The 14,626-nt window shown below is 36.6% G+C and carries 14 protein-coding genes; all 14 read left to right on the forward strand.

Features of this window, described 5'->3' with window-relative positions:
• Positions 1 to 12: 12 nt before the first annotated feature.
• The gene (wzc, locus tag WCT94_RS19630) at positions 13 to 2,187 is read left to right on the forward strand and encodes a tyrosine-protein kinase Wzc (protein WP_336871349.1); all 2,175 of its coding nucleotides are present in this window, start codon (positions 13 to 15) and stop codon (positions 2,185 to 2,187) included.
• 127 nt (positions 2,188 to 2,314) lie between these two features.
• On the forward strand, positions 2,315 to 3,184 hold the full coding sequence (gene rfbA, locus WCT94_RS19635; protein WP_336871384.1) for a glucose-1-phosphate thymidylyltransferase RfbA: 870 nt from the start codon (positions 2,315 to 2,317) through the stop codon (positions 3,182 to 3,184).
• A gap of 7 nt (positions 3,185 to 3,191) precedes the next feature.
• Positions 3,192 to 3,587, forward strand: a complete 396-nt coding sequence (locus WCT94_RS19640) for a sugar 3,4-ketoisomerase (protein WP_336871350.1) — start codon at positions 3,192 to 3,194, stop codon at positions 3,585 to 3,587.
• A 91-nt stretch (positions 3,588 to 3,678) separates the two neighbouring features.
• On the forward strand, positions 3,679 to 4,551 hold the full coding sequence (locus WCT94_RS19645) for a DegT/DnrJ/EryC1/StrS family aminotransferase (RefSeq protein ID WP_336871351.1): 873 nt from the start codon (positions 3,679 to 3,681) through the stop codon (positions 4,549 to 4,551).
• Positions 4,552 to 4,561: 10 nt separating this feature from the next.
• Positions 4,562 to 5,059, forward strand: coding sequence for an acyltransferase (locus tag WCT94_RS19650; RefSeq protein ID WP_336871353.1), 498 nt, complete (start codon positions 4,562 to 4,564; stop codon positions 5,057 to 5,059).
• A gap of 104 nt (positions 5,060 to 5,163) precedes the next feature.
• On the forward strand, positions 5,164 to 6,102 hold the full coding sequence (locus WCT94_RS19655; RefSeq protein ID WP_336871355.1) for a GNAT family N-acetyltransferase: 939 nt from the start codon (positions 5,164 to 5,166) through the stop codon (positions 6,100 to 6,102).
• Positions 6,099 to 7,211 carry a DegT/DnrJ/EryC1/StrS family aminotransferase gene (locus WCT94_RS19660; RefSeq protein ID WP_336871356.1) on the forward strand — a complete coding sequence of 371 codons (1,113 nt, stop codon included), beginning with the start codon at positions 6,099 to 6,101 and terminating at the stop codon, positions 7,209 to 7,211. The genes WCT94_RS19655 and WCT94_RS19660 overlap by 4 nt, the downstream gene beginning before the upstream one ends.
• Entirely contained in the window at positions 7,208 to 8,461 is a 1,254-nt protein-coding gene (locus tag WCT94_RS19665) for an O-antigen translocase (protein WP_336871357.1), read from the forward strand. The genes WCT94_RS19660 and WCT94_RS19665 overlap by 4 nt, the downstream gene beginning before the upstream one ends.
• Positions 8,462 to 8,505: 44 nt before the next feature.
• Complete coding sequence (locus WCT94_RS19670) at positions 8,506 to 9,357, forward strand: glycosyltransferase family 2 protein (protein WP_336871358.1); 852 nt, start codon at positions 8,506 to 8,508, stop codon at positions 9,355 to 9,357.
• A 51-nt stretch (positions 9,358 to 9,408) separates the two neighbouring features.
• The gene (locus tag WCT94_RS19675; RefSeq protein ID WP_336871359.1) at positions 9,409 to 10,623 is read left to right on the forward strand and encodes a hypothetical protein; all 1,215 of its coding nucleotides are present in this window, start codon (positions 9,409 to 9,411) and stop codon (positions 10,621 to 10,623) included.
• Positions 10,616 to 11,107: an acyltransferase gene (locus WCT94_RS19680; protein ID WP_336871360.1), complete on the forward strand. Its 492-nt coding sequence runs from the start codon at positions 10,616 to 10,618 to the stop codon at positions 11,105 to 11,107. The genes WCT94_RS19675 and WCT94_RS19680 overlap by 8 nt, the downstream gene beginning before the upstream one ends.
• Positions 11,104 to 12,291: a glycosyltransferase gene (locus WCT94_RS19685; RefSeq protein WP_336871361.1), complete on the forward strand. Its 1,188-nt coding sequence runs from the start codon at positions 11,104 to 11,106 to the stop codon at positions 12,289 to 12,291. The genes WCT94_RS19680 and WCT94_RS19685 overlap by 4 nt, the downstream gene beginning before the upstream one ends.
• The gene (locus tag WCT94_RS19690; RefSeq protein ID WP_336871364.1) at positions 12,288 to 13,343 is read left to right on the forward strand and encodes a glycosyltransferase; all 1,056 of its coding nucleotides are present in this window, start codon (positions 12,288 to 12,290) and stop codon (positions 13,341 to 13,343) included. The genes WCT94_RS19685 and WCT94_RS19690 overlap by 4 nt, the downstream gene beginning before the upstream one ends.
• Positions 13,343 to 14,623: a glycosyltransferase gene (locus WCT94_RS19695; protein ID WP_336871366.1), complete on the forward strand. Its 1,281-nt coding sequence runs from the start codon at positions 13,343 to 13,345 to the stop codon at positions 14,621 to 14,623. Before WCT94_RS19690 ends, WCT94_RS19695 begins: the two co-directional genes overlap by 1 nt.
• Positions 14,624 to 14,626: the final 3 nt, after the last annotated feature.

Below are 14,626 nucleotides of genomic sequence, written 5' to 3' on the forward strand. Positions count from 1 at the left end.
TCAGGGAAACCCATGGCAGAGAAAATTTCAGTAAAAGCATCCGAAACCAATACGGATGAGATTGATTTAGGACGTTTGTTGGGAACATTGCTGGATAATCGCTGGTTAATTATTGGTGTTACTGCAGTTTTCACAATTCTTGGTATTCTTTATGCGACCTTTGCCACGCCGATTTATAAAGCAGATGCACTCATTCAGGTGGAACAAAGTTCAGGGAACTCTTTGCTGAAAGATATTTCCAGCGTGTTACCCGATGCTAAACCAGAATCGGCTGCTGAAATCGAGTTGATAAAGTCTCGTATGGTTGTGGGTAAGACTGTGAAGGATTTGTCGTTGGATATTGTTGTCCAACAAAAGTACTTTCCGATTTTTGGCAAAGGATTCGCCCGTCTGATGGACGATGAACCTGGAAAAATTGCTGTTTCACGGCTTGAAGTTCCTCAATCTTGGCAAGAAAAGTTAATTAAGTTAACTGTTTTGGATTTACAGACGTATCAAGTCGAAGTCGGTGATGTTGTAAAATTTAAGGGCAAAGTTGGGCAAATAGAAAAACATGATGGACTCTCTATATTGCTGAGTGAGATTCAGGCTGAACCAGGAATGGTATTCCGTGTACAAAAGCTGAATACGCTTACGGCAATTAACAATGTTCTAGGTAATCTGTCTGTCGCCGATAAAGGTAAAGATACTGGTGTGCTATCGTTGAGCTTTGAAGGTGAAGAGGCTGAGCTTACTAATAAAATACTTAATAGTATTAGTCAAAATTACTTACAGCAAAACGTTGAGCGTAAGTCAGAAGAAGCAGGGAAGAGTCTGGAGTTTTTGAAAGAGCAGCTTCCTAGTGTACGTTTAAATTTGGATGATGCAGATAATAAGTTAAACAGCTATCGTCAAAAAAATGAATCTGTAGATTTATCGTTAGAGGCAAAAGCAGTTTTGGATACGATGGTTGCAGTTGAATCTCAATTAAATGAATTAACTTTTAAAGAAGCTGAAATATCGAAACTTTATACTAAGGAACACCCAGCCTACCGTGCTTTGATGGAAAAACGTAAAACGTTAGAAGAAGAACGTGAGAAAATTAATAAACGAGTAGGCGTTATGCCTAAAACCCAACAGGAAATATTACGCTTAACGCGTGATGTAAACGTTGGGCAAGAAGTCTACATGCAGTTACTTAATAAGCAGCAAGAGCTTAGTATTAACAAAGCGAGTACTGTAGGAAATGTTCGAATTATTGACCCGTCTGCAATTCAATTAAGCCCCGTAAAACCTAAAAAAGCACTTATTGTGCTACTGGCTATCTTACTCGGTGGAATGGTATCAACGGCATTTGTTGTACTAAAAACTTTATTACATAAAGGTATTGAAAGCCCTGAGCAGTTGGAAGAATTAGGGATCAATGTCTATGCGAGTGTGCCGCTTTCTGAATGGCAGCAGAAAAAAGATAGAGCACTGCTTGGCAGAGGTAAAAAAGGTAACACTCGGTCAACAGAGTTGTTGGCATTAGGAAGTCCGGCTGATTTGGCGATTGAAGCGATCAGAAGCTTACGCACTAGCCTACATTTTGCAATGATGGAAGCAAAAAATAATGTACTGATGATCTCAGGGGCAAGCCCGGCAATTGGTAAAACATTTGTTAGCGCTAACCTGGGGGCTGTGGTTGCGCAGTCAGGGCAGAAAGTACTGATCGTTGACTGTGATATGCGTAAAGGATATGCCCATGAATTGATGGGGTGCACAGGAGCCAATGGGCTTTCTGATATATTGTCAGGGCAGTCTGTTGCTGATAAATGCTTGCGTAAAACAGCCGTTGAAAATATGGACTTTATCCCCAGAGGACAAATACCACCAAACCCATCAGAATTATTGATGCATAGCCGTTTTTCTCAATTCATAGACTGGGCTGCAAATAATTACGATATCGTATTACTAGATACTCCACCGATTTTGGCTGTAACAGATGCTGCTATTATTAGCCGTCATTCAGGGACTTCCCTCTTAGTTGCTCGTTTTGAAGTGAATACACTAAAAGAAATTGAAGTGAGTATTCGTCGCTTTGAACAAAATGGCACCGAGATAAAAGGCGTTATTCTGAACGCAATTGTAAAACGAGCTGCGAGTTATTACGGCTATGGAAATTATCACTATTATGCGTATGACTATAAGTCAGAAAAAAATAGTTAATATTCCTATCTAAAAATGTAATTCATTACTGGCATACCGGATGCTTGCATCCGGATTTTCTTATGCCTTTCTGATAAGTTATCTAGCAAAAATTTATCAAAAAGCTGATTTTCTACTGGAGTTTACTGTGAAAGGTATAATTCTTGCCGGCGGTTCAGGAACTCGCCTTTACCCTATTACATTGGGCGTTTCTAAACAGCTATTGCCTATTTATGACAAACCAATGATTTATTATCCGTTATCTGTCCTTATGCTGGCTGGAATTCGGGATGTTCTAGTTATTACCACACCTGAAGATCTACACGCATTTAAGCGATTACTGGGTACTGGTGAAAGTTTTGGTATCCGCCTTTCCTATGCTGTTCAATCTAAACCGGACGGTTTGGCCCAGGCATTTATTATTGGCGAAGAGTTTTTGGATGGTGACAGTTGTAGCCTGGTGTTAGGCGATAATATATTTTTCGGACAAGGATTTAGTCCAGTATTAAAGCGCGTCGCTGCTAAGAATGCGGGGGCGACAGTATTTGGTTATCAAGTTATGGATCCAGAACGATTTGGCGTCGTTGAATTTGATGGGAACAAAAATGTTCTTTCTATTGAAGAAAAACCTAAAAAAGCCAAATCGAACTGGGCGGTAACAGGTTTATATTTCTATGATAATCAAGTTGTTGAATTAGCCAAACAGGTAAAACCCTCCGAAAGAGGCGAACTGGAGATTACGACACTTAATGAAATGTATCTGGAGCGCGGACAACTGGAAGTGGAATTTCTAGGGCGTGGTTTTGCCTGGTTAGATACAGGCACGCACGATAGCTTAATCGAAGCCTCGACCTTTGTTGAAACGGTAGAGAAAAGACAAGGGATGAAGATAGCGTGTTTGGAGGAAATTGCCTGGCGTAACGGATGGCTAACTAATTCACAGTTGCTGGATTCAGCAAATAGGCTGATCAAAAATCAGTATGGTCAGTATCTAAAACAACTGCTCAGAGAACAGTAGATAAATTATGCAAGTAAAAATGATACAACTGCCAACACTCGCTGATGAACGAGGAGCTTTGGTCGCTCTAGAAGAAAGGAAAAATATTCCATTTGAAATTAAACGTGTTTACTACTTGTTTAAAACTAAAGATGGGGTTCGTAGAGGATTTCATGCCCACAAAGCTTTAAAGCAAGTTGCTATTGCAGTTCGTGGCTCATGCCGTTTTTTACTCGATAATGGTGATGAGAAAATTGAATTATTATTAGATAATCCTGCACAAGGCATCGCTATTGAACCGTATATTTGGCATGAAATGTATGATTTTTCCGAGGACTGTGTATTGATGGTATTAGCCGATCAGCCTTACGATGAGTCAGACTATATTCGCAATTATGATGAGTTCTTATTGGGTAAAAAATGAAATTATATTTCTCATATATTGATAATATTAATTGAAGATGGGGGCGTATAATTTGAACGATTGTTGCTGGATTGCTACAGAAGATGTATTTATGAGGCCATCTTATAGAATTAGTCCTTTTGATACTAGCTTCATTTACAAAAACAGTCTTGTTCCCAAAGAAAGTCAGTGTGATCACTATTTTGAAGTAAAACACGCAGGCTATAAATTGAACTATGTTTTAAAAGCACGAGATGGAATTCATCTGTCACTAATAGATCTAAAATTGCAATTATCAGATGTTGTAACAATATTATCTACAACGCAAAATTTATATGTCAGCAGCTGTGTGACAAATGCTGTCGAAAAAGTATGTAGATGGAATCGGGAAGTCACATCTGAAACTAAAGCGATAATTGTTGTACATGAGTTCGGCACTATATATGAAGATATGGAAGATATATATGCGCTTAGAATTCCGGTTATAGAAGACTTTGCTCATTCATTTAATTCGTTTAGTCCCGCTTCAGGAAAAGGGGATTATATCATATATAGTTTCCCTAAATATTTTCCAATTCAATACGGAGGTGTGGTCTTAAGTAAAAAAGAAATAAAAAGCAAAGTCGAATTAAGCTATGAAAAATATAGTTATATACGTCATGTATTATCGAGTTATATAGGTGCTACAGATGATTATAAGACGAAAAGAATTGAAAATTATAATTATCTTAAAGACAGACTTAAGACGTTAGGTTTTTTTGAACGACTGAAATTAAAGAAAGATGAAACACCAGCTGTGTTCATGTTTACTGTTCCAGATGGACTATCTTTGCCTTCATTAAAAGAACATATGCAAAATCACGGAGTAGAGTCGAGCATTTTTTATGGGGAAAATGTTTTCTTTCTACCAGTACATCATAGATTGAATCAGATAGACCTTGATTATTTTATTTTTATTTTAGAAAACTTTATAAAAAAATATTAGAGGGGCGATTATGAAAATCGAGAACATTTCATTATCAGGAAGTGCAAGCGTAGACCCTTCGAGTAGTATAAATAATATTTCTCTGGGTGATAATGTGAAGATCGCCAAGAGGTGTTCTATTTATGGCTCACCTGGACATATCGTATCAATAGGTGATAACAGCTATATTGGAATGAATACAGTAATCAACGGCTTCAATGCTAAGGTGACTATTGGTCAACATGTTAGTATTGCTCAGAATATTAATATTATGACTGATTCTGGTCCAAATGCCAGCCCTGTCTTGCAGAAAATATATCCTATAATTAAAGGTGGCATTTCTATTGGTGACCACAGCTGGATTGGTGCCTCAACTATAATTATGCCTGGAGTAAAATTAGGCAAGTATTGCATCGTTGCTGCTAATAGTTATGTTAATGATTCTTTTGACGACTATTCAGTTATCGGCGGTACGCCAGCGAAGTTAATTAAAAAAATAGATCCAACTACTTTAGGAGAATGCAACTGAGCATTCTTTTATTGCATCTCATTATTTTACAAATAATTTTTCATTTAACTGAAGTTTAGAGGTTAGTATCTAAATGATTAAAAAACGAAAGAGGAATTCGACTTATGATAGAGTTGTTGCCATTGGAAAAAGATAGATATCATGATTGGAATTCCGTTGTTGAAAATTCAAAGAATGGTGTTTTTCTGATTCACACTGATTATTTTAAATATCATGAAGATAGATTTAATGATAAATCATTAATTGCTTATAAAAAAAATAAGCCAGTTGCTGTTTTCCCTGCAAATGAAATTGATGGTGTTATCTATAGTCACTCAGGTTTGACTTACGGTGGACTGATATATGGCACAGCATTGCATGCAAAAGATGTTTTAGACTTATTTTCAGCAATTAAAGAATTTTTTGTTGAGCAAGGATACAAAAAAATAACATACAAATGTATTCCCTCTGTTTTTAAAAAATATCCATCAGACGAAGATCTTTATGCTTTGTTTGTTAATAATGCTGAGTTAACAAGACGTGATCTGTCATCTGTAATTTCATTGCAAGAGCGACCTAAATTTTCTGATTCTAGAAAAAATGTGATAAGAAAAGCAGCGAAAAATGATGTTGCAATCAATGTTTCAGACGATTTTCGTGCATTCCATACCTTATTAAGCGAAGTGCTGTCAAAATTTGGTGCTAAACCTGTACACTCTGTGGATGAGCTAGAGTTATTAGCTTCAAAATTTGAAAAAAATATAAAGCTTTATACCGCGGTCAAATCAGAAGAATTAATTGCAGGATGCTTGATCTATGATTTTGGTCACATAGTGCATACACAATATCTATCATCTAACAGTGAAGGTCGAAGGTGTGGTGCGCTTGATTACATTCTTGGTCATCTTATTGAAAATGTTTATTCTGATCGAGAGTACTTCAGTTTTGGTATATCAACTGAGAATGCAGGAACTTTCCTTAATGAAGGGCTAATAGCTCAGAAGGAAGGCTTTGGTGGTAGGGGTATAGTTCATGATTTTTATGATTGGGATTTAAGTAAATGATCAAATTTTTAGAATTAAAAGATATAAATAATAAATATCATAGTGAGCTTATGGAGGCTGCATTACGGGTTGTCTCCTCGGGCTGGTATATAGCAGGAAAAGAACTTTCTGATTTCGAAGACGTGTTTGCCAAATTTTGTGGTACAAAATATGCTATCGGCGTTTCAAATGGATTAGATGCGCTTATTTTAACATTAAGAGCATGGAAAGAATTAGGGAAACTACAAGACGGTGATGAAGTTATTGTGCAAGCAAATACCTATATCGCCTCCATCTTAGCTATAACTGAGAATAATCTAAAACCGGTCTTGGTTGAGCCTGATCCTATATCATATAATTTATCTTCTGATGCTATAAAGTCGGCTATAACACCAAAAACAAAGGCTATTTTACCTGTTCATCTATATGGGCGAATTAACCCAATGGATGAGATTATTGCTATTGCAAAAGAGCATCATCTTTTAGTTCTCGAAGACTGTGCTCAAGCACACGGCGCTGTATTTAGTGGAAAAAAAGCGGGAGCATGGGGTACTGCATCTGGATTTAGCTTTTATCCTGGAAAAAATCTTGGTGCATTAGGTGATGCGGGAGCGATAACGACTAACGACCATGAATTGGCTAAAATGTTGAAGGCTTTGCGTAACTATGGTTCGCATAAAAAATATGAGCATGCTCATCAAGGCGTTAACAATCGGCTTGACGAAATGCAGGCCGCTTTTCTTTCTGTGAAATTGAAATATTTGGAACAGGATAATACAAGACGCCAAGCAATCGCAGAGACTTATTGTACCCAAATAAAGAATAGTTTAATTTCATTGCCACAAATTCCTCATGACTATTTAGAACATGTCTGGCATTTGTTTGTTATCAGATGTGACAGTAGAGACAGGCTGCAAGCGTATCTTGCTGAGCGAGGAATTCAAACATTAATTCACTACCCAACTCCGCCACATCTTCAACAGGCTTATGAAGGGTTAGGCTACACTGAAGGTAGCTTCCCTATCACTGAGCAGATACACAAGCAGGTACTCAGTTTGCCCATAGGTCCCACGCTATCAGATGATGAATTACAGGCGGTGATAACAGCAATCAACGAGTACCAAGGATGAGAAAACTGCTCTCAGTAACTTTTTTCAGTGGGCTACTGACACTCGCACGAATGGGATGTGGTTTTATTATTGCAAAAGTTGTTGCTATCTATACTGGGCCCACAGGGATGGCTATGCTTGGCCAGATCCAGAGTATGGTTGGAGGTTTAAATGGGATCGTTAATGCGCCATTAGGAAGTGGGCTAGTTCGGTATACGGCTGAGTTTGAAAAAAATGGCATTGAGGCCTGTTCCCCTTGGTGGAAAGCAAGTACATGGTGGCTGCTGATCATTCTAGGTACAATAATGCCGGTTGGGTTTTTATTCTCCCATCCTTTAGCATTATGGTTATTCCATAATGAAGATTATGCTTGGATTATTTTAGTCTCTACCGCTGTTCTGCCATTTTCCGCCTTGGGAACGTTAATAAATTCTGTAATTAATGGGTATCAACAATATAAACGCTATATTTTACTTGGCGCGATATCTACCGCCGTTTCATGTGTGTTTATGGTTATACTAATACTTAATTGGGGTATCACAGGGGCTTTACTCGCAGCATCGGTGCAGATGGGAATCATCGGTGTTATCATGCTAGTCGGTGTATTACGGCAACCGTGGTTTTCTTTATGCTATTGGTGGGGAGTAACAGAAAAAGAGAAAAAAAAGAAAATTGGTGGATACATTTTGATGGCGGTTTCATCCGCGTTGACAGCACCAGTTGCATTAATTGGCGTTCGTAATATTTTGATCTCTCACGGAGGATGGGAACAAGCAGGGCAGTGGCAGGCCGTTTGGAAGATATCAGAAGTTTATCTCGGTGTTATAACTATCTCATTAAGTACTTATTATTTACCTAAGCTTTCAGTACTAAAGGATATAAATGACATCAGGAAAGAGATCAATCGAACCTTATTGATTGTCGTTCCTATTGTCTCCGTTATGGCATTATGTGTATATTTTCTCAAGGATATAATTATCAGTTTGTTATTTACTGATGAATTTAGAGAAGCAAGAAATCTTTTTCTTATACAATTAGCTGGTGATGTAATAAAAATAGCTAGCTGGCTCTATGCATATCCTATGATATCTAGAGGAGCTACTAAGTGGTTTGTTTTTTCTGAAGTTTTTTTTAGTGCCTTATTTGTGATTTTATCATATTTTCTGGTTTCTCACTTTGGCACCCAAGGCGTTAATATTGCATATCTGATAAATTATTCTTTATATATGACTTTTGTGTTTTTTAATCTTAATAGAATCTGTCGCAGATAGATAAGAATGGTTTTTTCAAATTTTTCGTTTTATGGGCCTAAATAATGGACAAAAAAGTAAGCGTCATTATCCCTGTGTATAATCATGATAAATACGTTGAAGATGCTATAGAAAGTGTTTTTAATCAGAGCTATAAAAATATAGAAGTAATCGTTCTAAATGATGGTTCGACAGATAATTCCCATGAAGTGATTGTTGAGCTAAGAAAAAAATATGATTTCATCTATATTAATAAAAATAATGAAGGTCTTTCTAAGACGTTACAGGAAGGCTTGAAGCTATGTACCGGTGATTTTATATCCCCTTTGGCTTCTGATGATATGTGGTTGGAAAACAAAATAGAAAAACAAGTCAACTACATGAACCTCAACAATTCATGCGTTGCGTGCTGCGCTTATGTTAATACTATTGACGAAAATAATCATTTAACTTCAGTTGCGTTCCAAGATGTTTTAGACAGTTTCGATTTTGAAAGAATTATGTTCGAAGGGTACAAAATACCTCCAGCTACAATATTAATTCGGAGGCGTTGTTTAAGTGAACGTAATTATCGAGACGATTTAAAAGTTGAGGATCTTTTTTTATGGTTAACTTTAACAAAAGATAACGGAACCATAGATATTCTTCCTTGCGTGTTGGCGAATTATAGGATTCATAGTACCAATACTACAGGTAACTTGGCGCTTATAGCAAAATACCACCATATGACTATTGATTTTTTTAAAAATGAAAATATTTATAAAAAATCAAAAAACGAATGGCGGAAATTTTCTTTTAGGCAACTGTCAAGGGACTATAAAAAAGAAGCTATTAAGTTGATATCGATAGATCCTTATTTTGTTTTTAGTAAAGAATATTTTATTGGGATGATTAAGATATTATTTGTTTGGAAATAGAGGTTTTTATTTTCGATAAAATAACTACTAAACAGGCTTTGTGGGTGCTTTATGCGTTATATTTTTGGCGGTCTTTTTATTTTATTAGGAATAAGCCTGAGTAATGTCTTACGAGGTGGGCTTGAGTTGGCGTTTTATGTTTTATTGTTGGTGTTAATTTTTATTTATAATTTTAAAGTCAATATATCACTCACTGCACTATTGTTGTTTTTTTCATCTGTTGCTATTGTTTTGAATCCTTTCTACAGAGAGGTTAATTTGAATATATTGGTCTATTTTTTAGGACCAATAATACAAGGTTATCTAATAGCATTTTGTTTTTATTATGCATTAAATATAAAAACATCTGAAGGATTAGTCTCAAGCTTAAACTATTTTGTTCTTATGCAGTTTTTAGTTGTTCTTTTCATGGTTGCTTTTCCCAACCTTAGACTTGGTATCATTGACTATATTTACGGTAATCAGGGATATGATTCAACTGGGTTTACTGCAGCTTTAACTTTTCGTGGTTACGGACTTACACGGCATCACTTATATGCATTTCCATTAAGCATTGCAGTTGTTTTAGGTTTAAATCTTCTTTTAAAAAATTATAATCATAATGCAGTAAGAGATTTCTTTTTGAAGAAGCTATGGCTAATTCTAGTGTCCTCAATTATTTGCCTGCTTAATGCTCGATTAGGTTTGATACTAATTGCAGTTGCAGTTATCATCTATTTCTCTTCTCAGAAGAAAAATGCTTTTTTCATTTCTATAATAACTATTTCGTTATCATTCCTTCTTGTAAATATGGATGTGACAATTACTAGTGTTTTCTTTAATGATTACCAAAGTTGGTTGAAAGAGGGTTTTAATATTTTTTCCTTTAGTGAATATAAAAACAATGGGACGCTGAATGACTTGTCCTCAATGATCTATTTCCCTGAAGGGCTTTATTCACTAATGTTTGGTGAAGGGATCGTTCTCAATCCAAATTCAAGTGATGTTTATTCAGATATCGGAATTGTGCGAGCTATTTTCAGTGGTGGGATATTTTTCTTTATTAATATTTTAATTACTTACTATTCGGCTTTCAAAAATATATCTACTATCGATTATCAGTTTAGGGGGGCTGTAAATACTCCTTTGTTTGTATTTATGTTTTTCGGTTTTATTGTGGCCATGATAAAAGGAGAAGCTTATTCTATCTCTGATTATTCTCGGATGGTTTTTTTCTTATCTTTCTGGGGATGGTTTAATTATAAAAGGATCGCTTCGAATGTTTAGGTTTCTGGTTTTTCTTATACATAATATTCTTCCGATATCTCGTTTTTTCTCTTTAAGACGATTCCTTCTCAGGCTTGTTAAAGTCCATGTTGGTAATAACGTGTGTTACTGTGGCGGTGGTGGCGTTTATGGAAATGGAGACGTGCTTTTAGGGAACAATGTTTGGTTGAGTCCTAATGTAAGAATATATTCTAATGTTATGGCTACTGTAACAATAAAGGATAATTGTGATATTGGACCTGAAGTCAGTTTCATTACTGGTTCTCATGAAATTGGGACTAGTGACAGAAGAGCAGGTAAAGGAACCGCAGTCTCAATTACTGTGGAAGAAGGATGCTGGGTTGGTGCTCGGGCAATGATATTGGGAGGCGTTACAATAGGCAAGGGTGCTATTGTGGCCGCCGGTTCAGTTGTTATTGATAATGTACCTCCAAATTCTTTAGTTGCTGGTGTACCTGCTAAGGTTAAACGTATTTTTCCATGAAAAAAATTATTATCATTTGTAATGCTATTGATGACATGGTTAGAAGTGAACGAAATATAACGACAGATAGCCCTGCCGCATCCAGAAAGGTCTTTATGGTTGCTGATGCGTTAGCTAATGCTAACGTACATGTTGATATTATTAGCATGGGCAGAGGAAGGGCAGATGGTCGTTTTAAGTTTTATAACCTTAAAAAAATAAAAAAAGGCGATGCGAATATTATCTATTTGCCTTTTACACATATTCGTTTTCTTTCCGAGCTACTCACCTTTTTTTATTTGGCTATTATTACTGCTTGCTCTATAGCTAAAGGTGGTTACTCAGATAAAGCTGTTATTTTCTATAATCGCTTGCCTGCTTATATATTAAGTCTCTTTACTTCAGTTATTTTCAGAACAAAAAGAATCATAGATATTGAAGATGGAGAGATTGTTTCGAATGAAGGCAAATCACTCAAAAAGAAAGTTAAGTCAATCGTCCCTTGGCTCTATGATACCTTTTGCAACGATGGTGCAATGCTCGCATGTTCTGCACTGTCGTCGATGACAAAAATAGAACATACAACCTGTTATTATGGCACTGTGAGTCCTGTGATAAGAGAAACCACCGTATTTGATAAAAATAAGGTATCTATTTTATTGTCTGGGTCGTTATCTGAGGACACAGGAGCTGAGCGGCTATCCAGTGCGATTCGTTTGATGCGTTCAGATAGTCGCAGGTGGCGTAATGTTCAGTTTGAGATTTCCGGGCAAGGTCCATCTTTAGATAGCTTTAAAAATCTAATGAATGAGGAAGGATTCCCTGCTGTTCGTGTCCATGGAAGGTTGAGCAACTCTGATTATCATGATCTGTTGGTCAATTGTGATGTTGGACTTGCGTTGAAACCGATCAGCGGCGCTCTTGCTAACACAACGTTTCCATCTAAGGTTGTAGAATATGCAAATTCCGGTTTATTAGTAATCTCAACGGATATCAGTGATGTCCGCCATGTGTTGGGTAATAATGGTGCCATTTTTTTGAGCACTGATTCAGAAGATGAAATCATAAACGCGTTTGATAAAGTCATACACGATATGGTGTGGTCTAGAAAGACTGCCGAGGAAGGAAAAAATAATGTCCTTAACTTACTGGCACCTGAATACGCAAGTAATAAGCTAATGAATTTTATTTTTCGTAATTCATGAAAAAACCTCAGTTAGGTATTCTTATGTATGACATTATATTTGTTACCCATCTCCCTGCTTTTTATAAAATAAATCTTTATAACGAAATTGCAAAAAATAAAAGGATCCTTGTTGTTTTTATTTCCAGCGGTTCTGAAATAAGAAACGACGATTTTATTAAGGGTAAAATGAATTTCGAATATAAATTCATCAATCAAGGCGGCTTTGAGTTAAGACAGAAGTACACTTCTTTGTTCCATCTGCTGAAATTATTGCGTACTGTTCAGTATAAAAAAATTTTCATAGGTGGATGGGATCTTATTGAGTTTTGGGGCGTGGCCTTTACTAGCCCACGTGCGAAAAACGCTGTTGTGATCGAATCTACTCGCTATGAGAGCGTGGTTTCTGGATTAAAAGGAAAAATTAAAAGTTTGTTTCTGAGTCGAATCTCAGCAGCTTTTTGTAGTGGTGCCCCTCATAGAGAACTCATTAAATCACTGTATTTTCAGGGCGAGGTTATAACTACCTACGGAGTGGGGTTGAATAATCATGCTATGGCGAATCATGTTAGACATGATAAACACACCTATCGTGGCCGATTTTTGTATGTTGGCCGATTAGCTGAAGAAAAAGGTTTGGATTTCCTTTTGGATTTTTTCCGCACTCATCCTGAGTTGTCACTGACTATTGTTGGCGATGGGCCGCAGAGAGAGAGCCTGGAGAATAGGGCTAGTGAGAATGTTCGGTTCAAAGGATATGTTAATAATTCTGAGCTAAATTCTATTTTTGTCGAGCATGATATTTTTATTTTCCCTTCAACTTCTGAGCCATGGGGATTGGTTGTTGAGGAAGCACTTGCATACGGCTTACCTGTTATTTGTTCAGATAAGGTTGGATGTGGACAAGATCTTGTCGAGGCATATAAAGCAGGAATCGTCTTCCATGTTAATGATACGTCCTCGTTAAGTCATGCGATATCAGAAATGAATGAGCGGTACGATGAGTTTTGTTCCAATATATCATTGATAAATTTTGATGAAATTAATAGAAAACAAATAGAGTCATATTACTGATGGTTAGAGTAAAGCTGATCTCCTTTTCCTTGTCTAAGGGAGGTGCTGCAATTGCAGCGAAAAAATTTGGTTCTTTACTTTTAGATAATGGATATAGCGTTGATTTTATTAACCAGGATAATGCTGGGAGATGGCCTTTTTTTAAAAGAATAATCTCTTTTGTCTTAGTAAAGATGCAGTTTGATAGCAATCCAATAAAACACTCTCTGAATCTTTTTTCCTATAAACCAGTTATTGATTCGTTCAGTTTCACCAAGGATGTCCATCATTTTCACTGGATAAACAACGATACGTTAAGCATTTTCGATTTTGATAAAATTCCACATGGGTCGATCATTACATTACATGATGAATGGTTATATTGCGGTGTTGAGCATTGTGCTCAAGTTGATCTTGAGTGTAAAAATGGTAATGAAGAGTTAGATATCGATTTTATAAATGGATATACACTTTGCAAGAAAGGGGTCAAAGGAATAAATTGGTCTTTTTATGTTTGGAAAATTAAAAAAGGAATGTTGAACAAAAGGAAAGACATTGTTTATACCGTACCTTCTTTGTGGATGCTCGACAGGGCTAAAAAAAGCCAGATTTTAAAAGGTGCTGATATTAGATTATTACCTAATCCAATAGATGTTGATGTTTTTAAGCCATTGAGTGCGCTAGAACGTAATGAGCTTCGATATAAAATGGGCTTTTCCGAGAGTGATTTTTTGATTATTTTTGGCGCAATTGGCGGTAATAAAAACCCGATGAAAGGCGGAAAGCAGCTTGAAGAGTCTTTGAATCATTTGAAGTCTTTGGTATCAGAAAACGATCTTCCCCGAATTCGCCTAATAATCTTTGGCAGTGCAGAAAAGTCACCGGAAGCATTTTCAGGTTTTTCTTGTTCACGGGTTGGGCATATTACAGAGCCTGCAGAGCTATCAGCACTTTATTCATGTGCAGACTGTGCTGTGATTCCCTCTCTTGTTGAATCCTTTGGACAAGTCGCAGCTGAGGCTTTGGCTAGTGAAACGCCAGTGATTTGTTTTGAAACCTCTGGTCTGAAAGATATTGTTATAAATGAGCGTACAGGATTTACTGTTGAGCCGTTTGATACTTGCGCTTTTGCTTACGCAATAAAGAATATGTTCCTCCTTTCGTCAGAAAAAAGGAAGAGTATGGGGCGCTTGGGGAGGGATTTTGTTGTGGAGAATTTCTCTTGTCGCGTTGTCAGTGAAAATTATTTTTCATTAATTAATGAAATCAATAGCAAGAAACTAAATAACCTTGTGAAATAGTTT

The sequence above is a fragment of the Pectobacterium sp. 1950-15 genome (assembly GCF_037136835.1).
In the GTDB taxonomy this organism is placed as follows: Bacteria; Pseudomonadota; Gammaproteobacteria; order Enterobacterales; family Enterobacteriaceae; genus Pectobacterium.